Genomic DNA, 18,282 nt, shown 5'->3' with positions numbered 1-18,282 from the left:
GCACGGCCGCCCTCACGAGGGGACCTCCTCCAGCGGCTCCAGCACCGAGTAGTCGCCGAAGCTCCGCCGGTACCGCAGGTGCCGGGTCTCCTGGGTGTGCCTGCGCTGCCACTCCTCCACGGCCGCCGGATCACTCCGTACGCCCGACTCCGCGCCGCACTCCGTCTCGTCCCCCGACACACACCGCGCCTCGTACTCCGGCTCCGCCGTCGCGTCCTGCGCGATGACGTACGGCACGTACCGGAGCACACGGCGCGTGCGGCCGCCTCCGGCATGCTCCCGTCGCTGGTGGTGCCGCAGCAGCACGTTCGCGTCCGTCTCCGCGCTCCCGTCGTACCGGGCCCGCGCCTCACCCCGCCGTACGGCCAGCTCGGCGCAGGCCGCGCAACCGGGCACCGGGACGGGCGGGCGGTCCAAAGAGTCCTGCCGGCGCAACGTCACACCCTCCTCTTCGTACGGCGGTTGGCCGCCTTGACCTCTGCCCCGAGCCGCTCCGCCGGAGTCGCCGGGCGCAGCGTCCCCGGGTCCGCCTCCCACTCGCGGCCGCCGCCCACCGGGCGCAGCAGCGCGTACGGCCCGCCCCTGTCCCGGTACTCCCCCACGCGCCGCGTCCGCGGATCGTAGACAAGCTGTCCCTCTGGTTCCACGCGCACTCCACAGCCCTGTTTCGTCACTCTGGGTGTACACAGCGTCGCCGAAGGGAACGGTCGCCAGCAATGCGGTACGTGTGGCACTGCGCCTTTGTCACGGGCAGCACGAGGGGGTCGTCATGACGCGGCGGAACGCGGAAGGGGCGGGCGGGGCGGGGAGTTCGGCCCTGTTCGGCGAGGTGCTGCGGCACTACCGCGAGGCGGCGCTGCTGACGCAGGAGGCACTGGCGAGAGAGGTCCCGTGCGACCGCTCACAGGTGGCGAAGGTCGAGGCGGGCACCCGGGTGCCGAGCGACCAGCTGGCGAAGCGGTGCGACGAGGTGCTGGACACGGGTGGGGTGTTGGCCCGCATCTGGGCCAAGGTGGACTGGTATCCGGAGGTTCAACATCCGGACTGGTTCAAGCGCCGGGCCGAGATGGACACCGAGGTTGTCGATCTGCGGGCGTACCACGAGCGTGTCATCCCGGGCCTGTTGCAGACGGTGGACTACATGGAGGCGCTGTTCAGCCGTCGCCGCAGGAGTTCCGAGGAGGTGGAAGAGCGTGTGCGAGCCAGGCTGAGCCGACAGCAGCGCTTCCTGGAGCCTGGCGGCCCGTTCTACGCCGTGGTGCTGGACGAGAGCTGTCTGCGCAACCTCGTCGGAGACCCCGACGTCATGCAAGGCCAGTGTGCGCACTTGCTCGACGTGGCCGAGCAGGCCAACATCCACATCCAGGTCGCCCCGGCCGCCCGACCTGGAGTCATCCGCCCCAGCGGTTCGATGTCGCTGATCACGATGCCGGACGGACACAAGTGGGTCTACTCGGAGACCTTGGACCGTGGCTACTTCAGCGACGATCCGGCCGTCTTCGTACGACATAGCCAGACCTATGATGTGCTCAGGGCCGACGCTCCGTCAGCTCGCGAGTCCGCCGCGCTGATCAGCGACGTGATGGAGGGGTACGGGGATCATGGACGAGTACCGGCTGAGCACGGCGACCTGGATCAAGAGCACTCACAGCGACGACAACGGCGGCGACTGCATCGAGATCGCCCCCGATATCCGCGGCCTCGTCCCCGTCCGCGACAGCAAGAACCCTGACGGCCCCGTACTGGTCATCAACCGCTCCGCCTGGCTCTCCTTCATAGGCGCCGTGCGGTCGGGTTCGTAAGCGAACGGGCAGACTTCGCCGTACTCCGAAACAACTGCCCCTCCCCCCACAGCTGTTGATAACCACAGCAGCTATGACAACGGCAACGGCAACACCGCAGACCCATGCCCTCTTCGACATACCCACGGCGTACGGGCCCTCCGAGGAACGCCCCTTCATCGTGCTGGCGGGAGCCCGAGGGCTCGGCAAGAGCACGGCGCTGCGGGAGCTGCGGGAGGCGCACCGGGGCCGTACGCCCGTCGCGTTGATCGACGGCGAGGAGACGCGGTTCGACCGGCCTCCCCCGGGGCGGCCCCCGGAGACCTGGTCGCCCGCCTACGAGGCCCTGTCGGCGATCGCGGAGCAGCTCGGCGAGCCCGTGGCCGGGGCCGGGCGGATCACGTTCCCCCGGCTCGCGTGCGGGCTGCTCGCCGTCGCGGCCGGGGGCTGGAGTGATCGCGGACTGTCGAGGATCTGCGCGGAGGCCGAGCGGGTCCTGCTGCTGAGCGACACGGGCGGCTGGCTGGCGGGACGGTGGGTCGGCAAGGCCGTGGCACGGCTGGTGTCGTCGATGTCGTTGCAGGGGCAGCCGGTGGTCGAGGCGATCATCGAGGCGGCGCTGGAGGCGTTCAGCGAGGGGATGTCGTCCTCGCACCGGCGGCTGCGCCGGGGCGCGGTCTGGTACCGCGACCATCCGCACGCGGCGGGGAGCCCGAAGCTCGGCCTGGTGCTCCTCTCCCGGCACTTCAGGGCGGGTGGCGACGCCCGGACCCACGCCGAGCACCACCTCGTACGGGCACTGCTCGCGGACCTGGACGACGCGTACGCGGGGGTCGTGCCCCGGGCGCAGCGGACGGGACGGCCGGTGATCCTGCTCGACAACGTGCAGGAGGCGGCGGGGCGACGGCTGCTGGAGTCGGTGCTGCGGGACCGGGCCGACGGCAGGGCCGACCAGGTGGCGTTCTTCGCCGGGCTGCGGGGGCAGGGTCACCCGGCGCTGCGGAACGCGGCCCGCCGCACCCTGCCGGAGGTGACCGGGGCCGGGGGCTGGGCGCCGGGCGGTACGCCGTCGTCGCACGCCCTGCTGGTGTCGTTGCCGCCGCTGTCCCCCGACGAGACGCGGCAGGTCATGGAGGCGGCCTGCGGCCCCGGACAGCCGGTCCCGCCCCAACTCATCCTCTCCGCTCACCGGTTGACCGGCGGCAACCCCCTCGGCACGGCACTCATGGCCGAATCGGCGCGCCGGAACCTCCCCCGAGGGCGCACCGGGCCGGCCGACCTGCTGCTCGCCGACCATGCCGGACGCCCCGCCTACCAGGTGATGCTGGACCACCTCCTCCCGGACGAGGACCACCTCGACGAGTTGGCCGTCCTCGCCCTCGCCCACGACCACGACTCGGCCGTCACCCTCGCCGAGTCCCGGCTCCCGGCCGGTTTCGGCGCGTCGGGCGTACGGGCTCTGGAAGACCGCCTGGCGGCGGAAGGCCACGGCCCCGCCCCCGACCGCTTCGTGGGCGACCCGTTCCTCCGGACCCTGTTGTCGCTGCGGCTCCGCCACGGCAATGCCGACCACCCGGACCGCACGGCTTGGCGGGACGCCCACCGCACGCTCGCCACCCACTACGGCAGCGCCCGCCCCCTCCACCGCGCCCACCATGAACTCGCCCTGGGAAACTCGGACTTCGCGGTGGCCCACCTCAGCGCCACGTTCCGCGAGGCAGACCCCCGCAACTGGCTGGAGTCCCTGGTCTTCATCGCGTCGGCCCCGTACACGGACGGCCCGGACGACCGGGGCACGGTGGCACTCGGCCGCCCGGACCCGGCCCTTCACCCGCGCGTACGCCGTCTGCTGCACGCGGTGTGGCAGCTGACGGATCCCCTCGTCCTACCCGATCCGGAAGTCGCCGAGCGCATGCGCCAGGAGCTGGAACAGCTCTCCGCCGCCCGCCCGGCCGACGATGTATTCCTCTGGCGGGCGTCGAGGGACTGGCCGGACGAGGCGGTCGCGGGCCGCCCGCTGCGCGTGGGGTGACCGGAGACCCGCCCGCGGCACCCCCCGCGCCGACCCCTCCGACTTCGACTTCGACTTCGACTCCGGCGACGGCGACGGGGCGGACCTCGCCAGGAGGTCCGCCCCGTCTTCAACGGGTCATGCGGGTCGACGGGTCATGCGGGTGAGGGGTCATGCGGGTAGGGATCGAGCCACGGACTCAGAAACGGTCCGGGGCCCGCTCCGGGAGCGGAGAACCGGGGAGTGCGTCCCGCTCCTGGTTCTTCCGTGCCTCCGCGTTCGAGCCGGCCGTCGCCTCGCAGGTCACGTCCTTCGCCGGGAGTTTTCCGGTGAGCAGGTAGCCGTTGACCGTGCCGTCCGAGCAGGCGATGCCGTTCGGGTAGACGCCGTGGCCCTCGCCGCCGTGGACGGTGACCATCCTCGAGCCCTTCAGGTCGGCGTGCAGGGCCTGACCGCTGGGCAGCGGGGTCTGCGAGTCCCACTCGTTCTGGACGACCAGGGAGCCGACCTTGTTGTTCACCTTGGTCGCCGGTTCCACGGACTTGCCCCAGAACGCACAGGGTTTGATGCTGGACGCGAAGTCACCGAAGAGGGGATAGCGGCGCTTGTCCGCGATGGCGTCCCGTCGGTAGCTCTCAGGGTCACGGGACCACGCGGCCGAGTTGTCGCCGCACACCACGGCCCAGAAGCTCGCCATCGAGTTGTCGGACGGCACCTTGCCGCCGCCGGCGGCGGCAGCCGTCCCGATCCCCGCGGAGCCGGCGAACACCGCGAGCTTCTTCGCGGAGGCGGGCTTGCCGGCCGCGGCCTTCTTCAGCTCCACCATTGCCTCGGAGGCGTACTCCGGGGTGAAGACCGCCCCGCGCATACCGCTCCGGATGTCATCAGCGGTGGCCGGCTGCCCGTCCACCTCGATGGGCTTCTTCTCGGCCCGCGCGACCAGGTCCCAGAAGGTCCGGTCCACCTCCTGCGGGGTGTCACCGAGACCGTACTTCTCCGAACGCGCGGCGGCCCACCCGGTCCACCGGTCGAACGCGGGCTCGGCGCCCTCCGCCCACCACTGGATCATCCCCCGCCAGGCGCGCGCCGGTTCGACCGCGCTGTCCAGCACGAACCGGTCGGCCCGGCGCGGGAAGAGCTGGGTGTAGACGGCGCCCAGGTAGGTGCCGTACGAGTAACCCACGTACGAGATCTTCTTCTCACCGAGGATCGCCCGGATCAGATCCATGTCGCGCGCGGTGTTGCGCGTGGTGATGTGCCGGAGCGTGGCACCCGCCTTCTTCTCGCACTTGTTCGCGACGCCGCGCGCCCACGCGACATCCTTGGCGAACGTCTTCTTCTTGTAGGGCCGCAGCCAGTCTTCCTCCCCCGGCTTCAGACCGCAGGAGACCGGGCTGCTCCGTCCCACACCGCGCGGGTCGAAGCCGATGAGGTCGTACTTCCGCTGTGCGGCTTTGGGAAGCGCCCCCTGCATTCCCAACGGCATGTAGATCCCCGGGCCCCCGGGGCCGCCGGGGTTGGAGAACAGGACACCGTGGCGCTGGTCGGGCGCGGTGCTCCTGATCCGGGATATGACCAGGTCGATGCGCTTGCCGCCGGGTGCCCGGTAGTCCAGCGGAACCTTGATGGTGGCGCACTTCAACGCCGCCGGAGCGTCGGCGTCGCACCGCTTCCACTTCGGCTTCTGCTTCACGAACCGGTCCAGCGGGCCCTCGGCGGTCGACGACGAGGTGGTCGACGACGAGGTGGTCGACAAGGAGGCCGCCGGAGCCGCGGTGGCCGTCGAGACGGCGAGTGCGGGAACCAGCGTTGCCGTGACACTCACCGCTAACAGGGGCACGAGACGTCGTCTGCGCACGAAATCGATCCTTCCGGTCACACGTTCGGACAGGAAAGATCCTTCAGGAAGCGGCCCTGCATGAGGATCCCTCGCCGGGCCGCGCCTCCCTCCACCCTGGGAATGACACAACAGGGGCTGGTGATACCTGAGTTGTAGGGGAGCCGGACCCGGGCGGTGTTCTCAGTGCCGCGGGGAGAACGGCGTCGGCGTCGCGACTCGACCGGGACCTCGATGCCGTCCAGCGCCCGGTCGAACCCGAAGTCGGTGTCGGTCCTCCCCTGTCCGCACGCCGAAGGCCGGTTCCCACGGCCCACGCCACAGGAGAACCGGCCTTCGGTGTACGGAAGTCGTACGGGAGCGGCGGTGCGGAAACCCGACCGTCAGGCTCCGTGCCCGACGGAGTGCAGAACGGCCATGCCGACGTCCGCGTAGGAGTGCTTGCCGCTGACGAAGATGTTGACGCCGTAGTAGTTGAACAGCCAGCAGGCGAAGGCGACGATCGCGATGTACGCGGCCTTGCGGCCCTTCCAGCCGGCCGTGGCGCGGGCGTGCAGGTAGCAGGCGTAGGCGACCCAGGTGATGAACGACCAGGTCTCCTTGGGGTCCCAGCCCCAGTAGCGGCCCCACGCGTCGCCCGCCCAGATCGCGCCCGCGATGATCGTGAACGTCCACAGCGGGAAGACGGCCGCGTTGACGCGGTACGAGAACTTGTCGAGGGAGGCCGAGGCGGGCAGCCGTTCCATGACGGAGGTCGCGAACCGGCCGGGCCGCCCGCCGCCCGCGAGCTTGCTCTCGTAGGAGTCCTTGAACAGGTACAGGATCGTGCCGACCGCGCCCACGTAGAAGACCGCGCCGCAGAAGATCGCGGTGGAGACGTGGATGTAGAGCCAGTACGAGTGCAGGGCGGGAACCAACTGGTCGCTGGCGGTGTACAAGACAGTGACGGCGAGACCGAGATCGAGGAGGACCGTCGTGATGAGCGGAAGCCCGAGCCAGCGGACGTTCTTCTTCAGCGCGAGCAGCGCGAGGTACACCCCGACGGCCACGGTGGAGAAGGTGATGTTGAACTCGTACATGTTGCCCCACGGCGCCCGCTGCACCGAGAGGGCCCGGGTGAGCACCCCGCCGAACTCGACGAGGAACGCCAGCACGGTGAGGGACACGGCGATACGGCCGTAGAGGTCGCCCTGCTCGTCCCCGCCGTGCGCGCCGGGCCCGTCCGGCACGTCCCGGGCACCGGCGGCGGCCCGCACGACCACCTGCGGCCGCTCCAGGACGCCGGTCCCGCCGGCGGACTTCACCGTCACCGCGGGCGCGTCCGCCTTCTGGGCGTCCTTGGCGTCCTTGGCGTCCTTGGCGTCGGCGGTCAGCGCGGCGGCCGTACGGCCCACCTTGCTCCGGCTCCCGAACAGCCATTCGGCGATGTACGCGAAGAAGGCGAGGGTGTACACGGCCATCGCGGAGTAGATCAGCGTGTTGCTGAGGTTCGCGAGGTTTTCGTTGGTGGCGGCGGCGAGAGTCACTTCTCAGCCCCTTCGGAGGGTACGGCCGGGGTCGGGGTCGGGGGGTCGTCCGCGGGAACCGCTGGGGGGTCCGCGGGGGATCGTGGCGCCGGGGCGGCGGCGGACGGTTCGCTGTCGGCGTCGGGCTCAGCGGCACCGGGCTCGGCGGCGGTGGGGGCTTCCGCGTGGACGGCCGCCGCCAAGTCACCGAGTTCCTCCGGCACCTTCGCCGACTCGCTGCGGCCGAGCCCGGCCATCTCGACGACGGTGACCCCGTCGGGACCGGCCACCGCACGCACCCACACGCGCCGACGCTGGATGAACAGCGAGCCGGCGAGACCGAGGATGGCGGTGATCGCGCCGCCGAGGGCCCACCCGCTGCCGGGCTGCTGGGTGATCTGGAAGCCGGCCCACTCCTTGACCCCGTCGAAGGTGATCGTGCCCGCACCGTTCGGCAGCGCCATCGACTCGCCGATCCGCAGGTTCTCCCGCACCTGCGCGCCCTTGGAGTCCTTGAACTCCTTCAGCTTCGACTTGTCGAGCTGGTACACGCTCTGCGGGATGCCCGCGTTGACCCGAAGGTCACCGTGGTACGGCTGCAGGTTGAGCACGGGGTTCAGCAGCGCGGGGAACTGCGAGACCACGGCGGTGTTCTTGCCGCCGTACGTCGGGAGGAAGAAGGCCTGGATACCGAGCTGCTCCGAGACGCCCTTGGCATCGCGGTAACCGTCCATGACCTTGATCGCACCGGTGGAGGTGACATTGGAGTCCAGCGGCAGCAGCGGCGCGGCGTCCTGGAAGACGACCTTGCCCCGCCCGTCCCTGATGGTGAGAACGGGGGCGTAGCCGTGGCTGACGAGGTAGACCTTCGAGTCGCCGATCTCCAGCGGTTTGTTGACCTCGATCCTGGTCGACCGCTGCTTGCCGCCGGCGCCGACGGTGTAGTCGACGGCGGCCTCGAAGACGCGCGGCGTGCCCTTGTTGGGGCCGCTCGTCTCGTACGTGCCCCGGAAGCTCCTGAGGTCGAAGCTGAACGGGTTGAGGTCCTCGGCGGTGAAGAGGTTGCCGGACTTGAAGTCGTCGTACTGGGTGAGGGTGTTGGCGAAGCCGCCGCCCTCCACGATCAGCTTGTTGCCCTCGGACCGGTAGAGCTGGCCCCAGGCGAAGGCGACGAGCATCACGATCAGGGCGATGTGGAAGGCGAGGTTGCCCGCCTCCCGCAGATAGCCCTTCTCGGCGGCGACGGCGTCCCCGGCGACATGCGCGCGGAACCGGCGCTTCTGCAGCGCCTTCAGCGCGGCCTCCCGCACCTGCTCCGGCGTGGCCTCCGTGCGCCAGGTCGCGTAGGCGGGCAGCCGGGTCAGGCGCCGGGGCGCGCCCGGCGGGCGGCCGCGGAGCTGGCCGACGAACTGCCCGGTGCGGGGCACGATGCAGCCGATGAGCGAGACGAAGAGAAGGATGTAGATCGCCGAGAACCACACCGAGCTGTAGACGTGGAACAGCCCGAGCCTCTCGTAGAGGGGCCCCAGAAGATCGTGCCGCTGCATGAAGTCGGCGACGCGGGACTCGTCCTGGCCCGACTGCGGGATCAGCGAGCCGGGGATCGCCGCGAGCGACAGCATGAACAGCAGCAGCAGCGCGACCCGCATGGACGTCAGCTGCCGCCAGAACCAGCGGGCCCAGCCGATCACCCCGAGCGAGGGGAGGCTGGGCGCGTCCTCCTCCGGTGCGGTGGACAGCTGCGAACCGGCGGCACCGAGATCGTTGTCGTCGGGGGTCCCGCTCGCGGGCCGGGCGGCGTTATCGCGGTTGCCGGAGTCGGTCGTCGTCATTGGCTCAGGTCCGTCGTCATTGGCTCAGATCCCAGGGGTGAAGCCGGCGGACCAGACCTGCATCTCCTGAATGATGCGGTCCCAGGCGCCGGTCAGCATGAGCAGTCCGATCGTGATCATCATGCCGCCGCCGATGCGCAGCACCCACGCGTAGTGCCGCTTGACCCAGGCGAAGGCGCCGAGCGCCTTGCGGAAGGCCACCGCGGCGAGCACGAAGGGCAGGCCCAGCCCCAGACAGTACGCCACCATCAGCAGGGCCCCGCGACCGGCGCTGGCCTGTTCGAGGGCGAGGGCGTTGACGGAGGTGAGGGTGGGTCCGATGCAGGGGACCCAGCCGATACCGAAGAGCGCGCCCAGTATCGGGGCGCCCACGAGCCCGGTGGCCGGCTTGGTGTGGAAACGGAACTCCCGCTGGGTGAACCAGGGCATCAGCCCCATGAAGAACAGGCCCATGGCGATCATGAGCCCGCCGAGCACCTTGGTCAGGATCTCCTGGTGTTCGAGCAGGGTGCGGCCGAAATACCCGAACAGCGCGCCGCCCGAGACGAACACGAAGGTGAAGCCGAGCACGAACAGTCCGGCCCCGGCCACCATCCGGCCCCGGCGGGCGTCGACCAGGTCGGTGCCGCCGACTCCGGTGACGTACGACAGATAGCCGGGCACGAGCGGCAGGACGCAGGGCGAGAAGAAGGAGACGAGCCCGCCGAGGACGGCGATCGGCAGGGCGAGCAGCAGGGCGCCGTCGAACACGGTGTCGCTCAGCTCGGTGGCGGTCGTGGTCAGCGCGGCGGCCGCGACGGACATTCCGGGCACGTCACTTCTCCGCGAGGATCGGCTTGAGCATCTTGCGCAGTTTCCCCTCGCTGAGCGCCTGCTGCGTGCGTGCGGCCAGCTTGCCGTCCCGGTCTATGACCAGCGTGGAGGGGATCAGCTGCGGGTTGAGCGACCCCTTCTCGAAGCGCAGCAGCAGCTTGCCGGTGGGGTCGTACAAGCTCGGGTACGTGACCTTGTACTGCTCCTCGAAGGCGACCGCCGGCCGGGTACTGGTGTCCCGTGTGTTGATGCCCACGAACTGCACGCCCTGGTCGGCGAGGTCCTCGGAGACCTTCGCCAGGTTGGGCGCCTCGGCGCGGCACGGCGCGCACCACGAGCCCCACACGTTCAGGACGATGATCTTGCCTTTGTAGGCGGAGAGGTCGAGCCGGTCGCCGTCGATGGTCTTGCCGGAGAGGTCGGGCGCGGTGTCCCGGTCCCCCTTCTTCACCGTCGCGATCCCGTCGGAGCCGGTGACGAACCCGGTCTGACCGCCCCCGCCCTCGATGCCGCCGCCCGCGCAGGCGGACAGCGTCATGACCAGGATGGCGGCCCCGGCGGCGAGCAAAGCGGCACGACTGCGGCTCGTACGGACACTCATGTGAAAAGTTTCGCATGCCCGTTTCGGGGGCTTACGGCGGGGTCAGCGGCCACCGTAGGGCCAGGTCAGAGCGGATGCGGACGCCGGGGTCAGGCGGCCGAACCGGACCCCAGGAACTCCTTCCAGCCGCCTGTCGGCCGCTGCCCCACCCCGAGGGTCTGGAGCTTGGCCAGGACGTCCGGGGTCTGCGCGTCCATCCAGTCCACGAACTGCCGGAACGAGACGATGCGTATCTCCCCGTCCTTGGCCTTCTCCTTGGCCCGCGCGATGTGCTTGAGGGCCTCCTCGACGGCGTCCATGTAGACCCCGCCGTTCCACTCCTCGAAGTGGTTCCCTATGAACAGCGGCGCCCGGTTCGTCTCGTACGCGCGCTGGAACCCGGCGACGTACGCGCCGGTCGCCTGGGTGCGGTAGGCCGGGTAGTTGGCGGGAGGGGCCTGGGTGGAGTTCTGGGACTGGTTGTACATGATGTTGTAGTCCATGGAGAGCACCTCGAAGCTCCGCCCGGGGAACGGCACGGACTGCAGCGGCAGGTCCCAGATTCCCTGCTTCTTCTTGGGCCACATCTGGAGGCCGCCGGGCGAGGAGGAGTCGTAGCGCCAGCCCAGTTCGCGCGCGGTGGGCAGCAGGTTCTCCTGCCCCAGCAGACAGGGCGTACGGCCGCCGATCAGCTCCTTGTCGTAGTCGAACGGCAGGGGTTCGACGTCCGTCCAGCCGCTGTTGGTCCTCCACTCCTTGACGAAGGACTTCGCCTGCTCGATCTCGCTGCGCCACTGCTTGGGCGTCCAGTTCCCGACCGAGCCGGTGCCACCGCAGAAGTGGCCGTTGAAGTGGGTGCCTATCTCGTGCCCGTCGAGCCATGCCGTGCGCACGTGACCCAGGGTCGACTTGATGTGCTCGTCCGTCAGATAACCGATGTCGGAGGCGCCGGGAGCGTTGTTCGGCGGGAGATACACGCGCTTTTTCGACTCCGGGAGGAGATAGATACCGGAGAGGAAGAACGTCATATGGGCGTCATGATCCCGCCCGGCCTTCAGGAACCGCTCGAAAAGCCCGTTCCCGACGTCTCCGGCCCCGTCCCAGGAGAACACCACGAACTGCGGCGGCTTCTCGCCGGGCGCCAGCGGCCGGGGTTTGCCCGGCTGGTTCGGCTGCTTCCCCGTGTACGAGGTCGAGCCGTCACCCAGTGGCTTCGCCTTCTTGCCGGGCTTGCCGTTCTTCCCCGGCTTCTTCCCGCCGCCCCCGGACCCGTCGGCCTCGTCCGGCTTCCCCCCGAGCCCCGTCCCGCACCCGGTCAGCCCCAGGCCCACGGCCGCCCCCGCCCCGACACCGAGCCCGAGCATCCCCCTCCGCGATATCTCGCGCATTGCATCCCCCTCGGTCATTCCACGCACCCGTTCACGTGAAGCACACCGACTGAGAGGCACGAAAGGACGAAGGGGTTCCCATTGATCTCCGACGAACGAAAATCTTTACGCCCACGAACAACTCACGGACCACTGGACCCCGGCCGACACCAGGGGTTTCACGAGGACGAGACGCAGGCCACTTTTCCGCCCTCCACCCCCGAAAGCCCTTTCCCCCAGGCCGACACCAGGTTCTTTCCAGGGGCGCGGGGAACTGCGCGACAGACCACGACGCAACGGCGGCCTCTCTCAGCGCCTCAGGGCACCACCAGGTCTTGAAGGGGCGCGGGGAACTGCGGCGAGCAACCACGTCGCACCCGCAGCCCGCCACGACCGCGACCACCCACTCCGCCCCGCGTAACCCACCACGCCAAGCGAATCGACCACCCACGCCAAGCGAATCGCCACGCACCCAGCGGAGCGCCCACGCGCTCACGCGCCGAAGGCCTTGTCCTTCCCCTTCACCGGCTTCGCCCCCGCCAGCAGATGCGGCGGCACCAGATCCCGCGCGGGCTCGCTGTACCCGACGGACACGATCCTGTCGCCCTGGTACGTGAACGTCGTCAGGGACGCCAGCGTGCACTGCCGCCGCCGCGGGTCGTGCCACAGCCGCCGCCGCTCGACGTACGACCGCACGATCCAGATCGGCAGCTGGTGCGAGACGAGCACCGCCTCGTGCCCGCGCGCCGCGTCCTTCGCCGCGTCGAGCGCCCCCATCATGCGGACGACCTGGTCGACGTACGGCTCACCCCACGACGGTTTGAAGGGGTTGACCAGGTGCTTCCAGTTCTCCGGCCGCTTCAGCGCGCCGTCGCCGACGCCGAAGGTCTTGCCCTGGAAGACGTTGTCCGCCTCGATGAGCCGCCCGTCGGTCGCGAGGTCCAGCCCGTGGGCCTTGGCGATCGGCGTCGCCGTCTCCTGCGCCCGCTCCAGCGGGGAGGCCACGACGTGCGTGACGTCCCGGGGCGCCAGATGTTCCGCGACCCGGTCGGCCATCCGGCGCCCGAGGTCGGAGAGGTGGTACCCGCCGAGGCGCCCGTAGAGAATCCCGTCCGGGTTGGCGACCTCGCCGTGCCGCATCAGGTGGACGACCGTGATGTCACTCATGCTGCCGAAGCCTCCGCTGCTGCCCGCGCCGCCGCCGGAAGGGCGTCGGCGATCCGCTGAACCGCCCGCTCGTCGTGCGCGGTCGACAGGAACCACGACTCGAACGACGACGGCGGCAGATAGACGCCCTGCGACAGCATCGAGTGGAAGAAGGCGTTGAAGCGGTACGACTCCTGCGCCTTGGCCTCCTCGTAGTTCCGCACGGGCGTGTCCGTGAAGAACACGGAGAACATGTTGGAGGCGTTCTGCAGCGTGTGTGCGACGCCCTCCTTGGTGAGCGCCTCCGTGACGAGCCCCTGGACCTGGGCGGAGACCGCGTTCACGGTGTCGTACGCCGCCTCGTCCAGCAGCCGCAGCTGCGCCAGCCCGGCGGCGGTCGCGACCGGGTTCCCGGAGAGCGTGCCGGCCTGGTAGACGGGCCCGGCGGGCGCGAGGTGCGCCATCACGTCGGCCCGCCCGCCGAAGGCCGCGGCGGGGAAGCCGCCGCCCATGACCTTGCCGAAGGTCATCAGGTCGGGGACCACCCCGTCGACGCCGAACCATCCGGCGCGGCTGGTGCGGAACCCCGTCATGACCTCGTCGGAGACGAACAGGGCGCCGTGCTCGGCACACACGTCCTTGAGGCCCTGGTTGAAGCCCGGCAGCGGCGGTACGACGCCCATGTTGCCCGGGGACGCCTCGGTGATGACGCAGGCGATCTCACCGGGGTGGGCGACGAAGGCGGCCCGTACGGCGTCGAGGTCGTTGTAGGGCAGCACGATGGTGTCGCCGGCCTGGGCGCCGGTGACGCCCGGGGTGTCGGGGAGCGCGAACGTGGCGACCCCGGAGCCGGCGGCGGCCAGCAGTGAGTCGACGTGACCGTGGTAACACCCGGCGAACTTCACCACCTTGGCCCGGCCCGTGAAGCCGCGGGCGAGCCGGATCGCGGACATGGTGGCCTCGGTGCCACTGGACACCAGCCGCACCTGCTCCAGCGGCCCGACCCGGTCCACCATCTCCTCGGCGAGCGCGACCTCGCCCTCGCCGGGCGTACCGAAGGAGGTGCCGCGCGAGACGGCCTCCGACACCGCGGCGATGACCTCGGGACGGGAGTGCCCGAGGATCATGGGACCCCACGAACACACAAGATCCACATATTCACGGCCGTCGGCGTCCGTCAGATAGGGACCGGTACCGGACACCATGAACCGGGGCGTACCGCCCACGGCACGGAAGGCGCGCACGGGAGAGTTCACGCCGCCGGGCGTGACGGCCGCCGCGCGCGCGAAGAGAGTCTGCGAAACTGGGGCTTCGTACGGATAGCTCACACAGGCCATGGTGTCAGAGGCTCCGGAGATCCCGCCGACTGGTGTTTGCGCACACGTTTCGGCGAGCGGTCGCGGGGGAGGTCACTGACACGATGATCGGGTTGCGCGGCGGGGGTCACGCGGCCCAGAAATGCGTTCGGGTGGAGATATGCATCGCGGTGGCGGACTGGGCGACGGGACCGGTGACCTCGGTCCTCGTCGTGCCCGGCGGGGCAGGCACCGACGCGAGGCGGAGGAGGCCGCGGAGACCCGTCAGGAGCGCGGCGCGTCCACCGACCGGGGCGCCTCGGCCGACCGGAGCGGATCCCCGGAGCGCGGCACCCCCACGGAACGGACCGCGCCGGGCGAGCTGAGCGGACCGGCGGGCCCCGGCCCGCAGGGATCGACGCCGGTGCCGCCTGCCGTGCCGCCCACGCCCGCCACACCACCCCCCGTACCGCCCGTGCCGCCGCCCCCGGCCGCACCACCGGCGCCTTCGGGGCCGGTGGGGTCGTCGGGGTCACAGCCCCCGTACGTCCCGCAGGGTCGGCCGGGCGTGTACGGTCCGCAGGGTGCACACGGCACACACGACGCACACGGTCCGCGGGGCGACGCCGACCGTACCGACCACACCGACCGCACGGAAGCGGGTTCCGGCCGTCCCGAGACCGGTGGCGACCGTATACAGAGCGGTTCCGACCGGATCCCGTCCAATGGTTCCGACCGGATCCAGAGCGGCGGGCCTGAGCGGATCGGGCGCCGCAGCCGTATGGACGGTATGGACCGTATGGATCGTGCCGATCATGTGGATCGCGTCAATCGTGTGGACGGAATGGATCAGACGGACCGGATGGACCGGCCTGACCTGGTGGATCGCAGGAGTCGCGCGGAGCGCAGGAGCCGCGCGGACCGCAAGGACCGCACCGACCGCGTCGAGAGCGCGGACAGCGCGGGCCGGGTGGACGGCCTGGACCACGTGGTCAACCGGCTCCGGGCGGGGAGCGGGAATGGTGGCCGGGTGGGGGTGACGTACAAATACTTCGGCGCGCCCGACGGCGCGACCGCGGCCCGTGTCCCGATCTCGATGCGCCCCGAGGAACTCGGCGGCGACGAACTCGGCATGAACGGCATGTTCACCAAGATCAAGCCGGAGACGATGGCCGCGATGGTGCTGACCGGCATCGAGGGCGTCCCCCTGCACAAGGTGCCGCCGCTGGAACTGGTCGTCCTCCACCCCGACTACGCCGTCGTCAAGCTCCCGATGACCGTCGTCGACCCGCTCCGCGGCATCGGCGAGGAAGCGGTCGGCGCGGCCGCGTTCATCTGGTCGACGGTCCCGGACCGCGGTGGACCCCGCGACGCCTTCAACGTCTACCAACTGCTGCACGAATGGCAGGACTTCAGCCACCGCCTGCACGAGGCGGGGCATCAGCCGTACTGCCTGGTCTGGCCGTGAGCTGACCTTTCGGGAGGTCCGGGCGGGGTTCTCGCGACCCCGCCCTCGTCATGTGCCGGGCCGGCGCATCGTGTTCCGACGGCGCGCCGGGTCCCGACGCGCGCCGACCGCACCCATGCCCCGGCGAGACCCCCGACGTCATGGGACTCGCCGAGATTCCCGGCATCCTCACGGCCGGCGTCGACGTGCTGCTCGCCGAGCCCCGCCGCTCCTGACTCGACCGCGACCTCGCCACGGGGCTGGGCCCGTTCCACGCGCCCGCCCTGTTGTGAGGGAACCCCGTGTGACGGGAGTGGCGTCTCAGGGAGTCGGGAAGAGATCACGACTCCATGAGGGGAAGACCTTGGAAAGCAAGGGAACACATCTTCGCCGCCGCACGATGCTCGGCATCGGCGGCCTGGGGGCCGTAGGCGCTCTCGGCGCTCTCGGCGCCGGGTCGGCGCACGCCGCGGCACCCGGGGACACCGGGCTCTCGCGGCAACTGGGCGAGCTGGAGCGGGAGTACGCCGCGCGGCTGGGGGTCTTCGCCCACGACACGGCGACCGGACGCACGGTGGCGTACCGGGCGCACGAGCGGTTCCCCCTCTGCTCGGTGTTCAAGACCCTCGCCGCGGCGGCCGTGTTACGGGACCTCGACCGCGACGGCGCGTACCTCGCCCGGCGGATCCACTACACGAAGGAGTACGTCGAGGCGGCGGGCTACCGCCCCGTCACGGGTACGGCCGAGAACGTCGCGGCCGGGATGACCGTCGGGGAGCTGTGCGCCGCGACCGTCTCGCACAGCGACAACGGGGCCGGCAATCTGCTGCTGCGCGAGCTGGACGGGCCCACCGCGATCACCCGTTTCTGCCGCTCGCTGGGCGACCGGACGACCCGCCTCGACCGCTGGGAGCCGGAGCTGAACACGGCGGAACCGTGGCGGGTCACGGACACCACCACCCCGCGGGCGATCGGCGGGACCTACGCGCGGCTCCTGCTGGGCCGGGCCCTGCCGGACGCGGACCGGGAGCTGCTGACCGGCTGGCTGATCGCCAACTCGACGAACGTCGAGCGTTTCCGGGCCGGCCTGCCCGCCGACTGGACGCTCGCGGACAAGACCGGCGGCGGGTCGGCGTACGGGGTCGCCAACGACGTCGGCGTCGTGTGGCCGCCCGGCCGCCCGCCTCTCGTCCTGTCCGTCCTGTCGACCAAGTACGACCCCGCGGGCCCCACGGACAATGCGCTGGTGGCCAGGGCGGCGGGGCTGGTCGCGGGGGCGCTCACGGCGTAGCGGCCTTCGGTCGGGGCAGGGGCCGCACCGTCCGCACGTCGGTCGGCGCTGGCCCCGGGCCCCCTCGGGGCCGCAGCATGAGCGGCATGAGTGATGTGAACGACGTGAGCGGCATGAGTGATGTGAGCGGTACGGGTGCTTCAGGGGACATCGGAGGCGCGCGCGTCTCGCGGCGGGCCCGGGCCGTCGCCCCCTTCTACGCCATGGAGTTCGCCAAGGAGGCCGCCTCGCTGACCGCGCAGGGCCATGACGTCGTCAAACTCAGCCTCGGGGAACCGGACTTCGGCGCTCCGCCGGCCGTGGTGGCGGCGATGCGGGAGGTCATGGACGGGCGGCCGATGACGTACACGGCGGCGCTCGGCCTGCCGGCCCTGCGGGAGGCCATCGCCGGGTTCTACGGGGACCGGCACGGCGTCGAGGTCGACCCGGGCCGGATCGTCGTCACCGCCGGCGCCTCCGCCGCGCTCGTGCTGGCCACCGCCGCCCTCGTCGACCCCGGCGACGAGGTGCTCATCGGCGACCCCTCCTATCCCTGCAACCGGCAGATCATGGAGAGCTTCGGCGCCGAGGTCACCCTCGTGCCCACCACCGCCGCGAGCCGGTTCCAGCTGGACGCGGCGGCGGTGCGGGCGCACTGGACGGGCCGTACGCGCGGTGTGATGGTCGCCACCCCCTCCAACCCCACCGGCACCTCCGTCCCCGCCGACGAGCTGGCGGCGCTCTGCGGCCTGGCCCGCGAGCGCGACGCGTGGCGTCTCGTCGACGAGATCTACCTCGACCTCGGCGATCACGACGAGCGGGGCCGCCCACCGCGCACCGCGCTCTCGTACGACCCCGGGGCCGTCGTGATCAACAGCTTCTCGAAGTACTTCGGCATGACCGGCTGGCGGCTCGGCTGGTGCGTCGTCCCCGAGGCCCTCGTACCGGCGCTGGAACGCCTCGCCCAGAACTACTTCCTCTGCGCCTCCGCCCCCGCCCAGCACGCGGCACTCGCCTGTTTCACCCCCGAGTCGCTGGCGGTCTGCGAGGCCCGCCGGGTGGAGTTCGGTGAGCGGCGCGCGCTCGTCCTGGACGGGCTGGCACGGATCGGGCTGCCGGTCCCGGTGCCGCCCGACGGGGCGTTCTACGTCTACTTCGACGTCAGCGGGACCGGCCTGACGTCCTGGGAGTTCTGCGAGCGGGCGCTGCGGGAGGCGCACGTCGCGCTGACGCCCGGCCGGGACTTCGGCTCGCACACGGCCGACACCCACGTCCGCCTCTCGTACGCGGCCTCGGCGGACGAGCTGCGGGAGGGCATCGCCCGGCTGGGGAAGTTCCTGACGGCACTGCGCTGAGCAGGGGCGGTCCGGCCGGTTCACCGGCGGGCGGCAGGGGTGC

The 18,282-nt window shown here is 70.9% G+C and carries 16 protein-coding genes; 6 read left to right on the top strand and 10 right to left on the bottom strand.

Features of this window, described 5'->3' with window-relative positions; all coding sequences use genetic code 11:
- Positions 1-12 precede the first annotated feature (12 nt).
- Together ACFU5F_RS00315 and ACFU5F_RS00310 are read right to left on the bottom strand one after the other, a co-directional pair.
- On the bottom strand, positions 13-441 hold the full coding sequence (locus tag ACFU5F_RS00315) for a hypothetical protein (protein WP_383879958.1): 429 nt from the start codon (positions 439-441) through the stop codon (positions 13-15).
- Positions 438-647 carry a hypothetical protein gene (locus ACFU5F_RS00310; RefSeq protein ID WP_383879957.1) on the bottom strand — a complete coding sequence of 70 codons (210 nt, stop codon included), beginning with the start codon at positions 645-647 and terminating at the stop codon, positions 438-440. Before ACFU5F_RS00310 ends, ACFU5F_RS00315 begins: the two co-directional genes overlap by 4 nt.
- A gap of 122 nt (positions 648-769) precedes the next feature.
- Between ACFU5F_RS00310 and ACFU5F_RS00305 the strand changes: the two genes are divergently transcribed.
- The 3 genes from ACFU5F_RS00305 to ACFU5F_RS00295 all read left to right on the top strand — a co-directional run bounded on the left by ACFU5F_RS00305 (position 770) and on the right by ACFU5F_RS00295 (position 3,813).
- Complete coding sequence (locus ACFU5F_RS00305) at positions 770-1,732, top strand: Scr1 family TA system antitoxin-like transcriptional regulator (RefSeq protein ID WP_383879955.1); 963 nt, start codon at positions 770-772, stop codon at positions 1,730-1,732.
- Positions 1,674-1,802 carry a DUF397 domain-containing protein gene (locus ACFU5F_RS00300; RefSeq protein WP_383880418.1) on the top strand — a complete coding sequence of 43 codons (129 nt, stop codon included), beginning with the start codon at positions 1,674-1,676 and terminating at the stop codon, positions 1,800-1,802. The genes ACFU5F_RS00305 and ACFU5F_RS00300 overlap by 59 nt, the downstream gene beginning before the upstream one ends.
- Before the next feature lie 73 nt (positions 1,803-1,875).
- Positions 1,876-3,813 carry a hypothetical protein gene (locus tag ACFU5F_RS00295; RefSeq protein ID WP_383879953.1) on the top strand — a complete coding sequence of 646 codons (1,938 nt, stop codon included), beginning with the start codon at positions 1,876-1,878 and terminating at the stop codon, positions 3,811-3,813.
- Between the two features lie 178 nt (positions 3,814-3,991).
- Here ACFU5F_RS00295 and ACFU5F_RS00290 read toward each other — a convergent pair whose 3' ends face one another.
- The 8 genes from ACFU5F_RS00290 to hemL all read right to left on the bottom strand — a co-directional run bounded on the left by ACFU5F_RS00290 (position 3,992) and on the right by hemL (position 14,209).
- Positions 3,992-5,650, bottom strand: coding sequence for an alpha/beta hydrolase (locus ACFU5F_RS00290; protein ID WP_383879951.1), 1,659 nt, complete (start codon positions 5,648-5,650; stop codon positions 3,992-3,994).
- A gap of 362 nt (positions 5,651-6,012) precedes the next feature.
- A complete protein-coding gene (ccsB, locus tag ACFU5F_RS00285; protein WP_383879950.1) occupies positions 6,013-7,155 on the bottom strand; it encodes a c-type cytochrome biogenesis protein CcsB in 1,143 nt (380 codons plus the stop codon).
- The gene (locus ACFU5F_RS00280) at positions 7,152-8,966 is read right to left on the bottom strand and encodes a cytochrome c biogenesis protein ResB (protein WP_383879948.1); all 1,815 of its coding nucleotides are present in this window, start codon (positions 8,964-8,966) and stop codon (positions 7,152-7,154) included. The genes ccsB and ACFU5F_RS00280 overlap by 4 nt, the downstream gene beginning before the upstream one ends.
- Before the next feature lie 24 nt (positions 8,967-8,990).
- Complete coding sequence (locus tag ACFU5F_RS00275; protein ID WP_383880415.1) at positions 8,991-9,770, bottom strand: cytochrome c biogenesis CcdA family protein; 780 nt, start codon at positions 9,768-9,770, stop codon at positions 8,991-8,993.
- Between the two features lie 10 nt (positions 9,771-9,780).
- On the bottom strand, positions 9,781-10,380 hold the full coding sequence (locus ACFU5F_RS00270) for a TlpA family protein disulfide reductase (RefSeq protein ID WP_383879947.1): 600 nt from the start codon (positions 10,378-10,380) through the stop codon (positions 9,781-9,783).
- A gap of 89 nt (positions 10,381-10,469) precedes the next feature.
- Entirely contained in the window at positions 10,470-11,747 is a 1,278-nt protein-coding gene (locus ACFU5F_RS00265) for a hypothetical protein (RefSeq protein ID WP_383879945.1), read from the bottom strand.
- Between the two features lie 471 nt (positions 11,748-12,218).
- Positions 12,219-12,893: a histidine phosphatase family protein gene (locus tag ACFU5F_RS00260; protein WP_383879943.1), complete on the bottom strand. Its 675-nt coding sequence runs from the start codon at positions 12,891-12,893 to the stop codon at positions 12,219-12,221.
- The gene (gene hemL, locus ACFU5F_RS00255; RefSeq protein ID WP_383879941.1) at positions 12,890-14,209 is read right to left on the bottom strand and encodes a glutamate-1-semialdehyde 2,1-aminomutase; all 1,320 of its coding nucleotides are present in this window, start codon (positions 14,207-14,209) and stop codon (positions 12,890-12,892) included. Before hemL ends, ACFU5F_RS00260 begins: the two co-directional genes overlap by 4 nt.
- A gap of 988 nt (positions 14,210-15,197) precedes the next feature.
- Between hemL and ACFU5F_RS00250 the strand changes: the two genes are divergently transcribed.
- The 3 genes from ACFU5F_RS00250 (at position 15,198) to ACFU5F_RS00240 (ending at position 18,239) form a co-directional block, all read left to right on the top strand.
- The gene (locus ACFU5F_RS00250; RefSeq protein ID WP_003974483.1) at positions 15,198-15,635 is read left to right on the top strand and encodes a hypothetical protein; all 438 of its coding nucleotides are present in this window, start codon (positions 15,198-15,200) and stop codon (positions 15,633-15,635) included.
- A gap of 379 nt (positions 15,636-16,014) precedes the next feature.
- Entirely contained in the window at positions 16,015-16,905 is an 891-nt protein-coding gene (gene bla / locus ACFU5F_RS00245; protein WP_383880413.1) for a class A beta-lactamase, read from the top strand.
- 86 nt (positions 16,906-16,991) lie between these two features.
- A complete protein-coding gene (locus ACFU5F_RS00240; protein ID WP_383879939.1) occupies positions 16,992-18,239 on the top strand; it encodes a pyridoxal phosphate-dependent aminotransferase in 1,248 nt (415 codons plus the stop codon).
- The last annotated feature ends 43 nt before the right edge of the window (positions 18,240-18,282 follow it).

The organism is Streptomyces sp. NPDC057438 (assembly GCF_042802995.1).
GTDB lineage: Bacteria > Actinomycetota > Actinomycetes > Streptomycetales > Streptomycetaceae > Streptomyces.
This window is presented reverse-complemented; position numbering and strand designations above follow the sequence as displayed.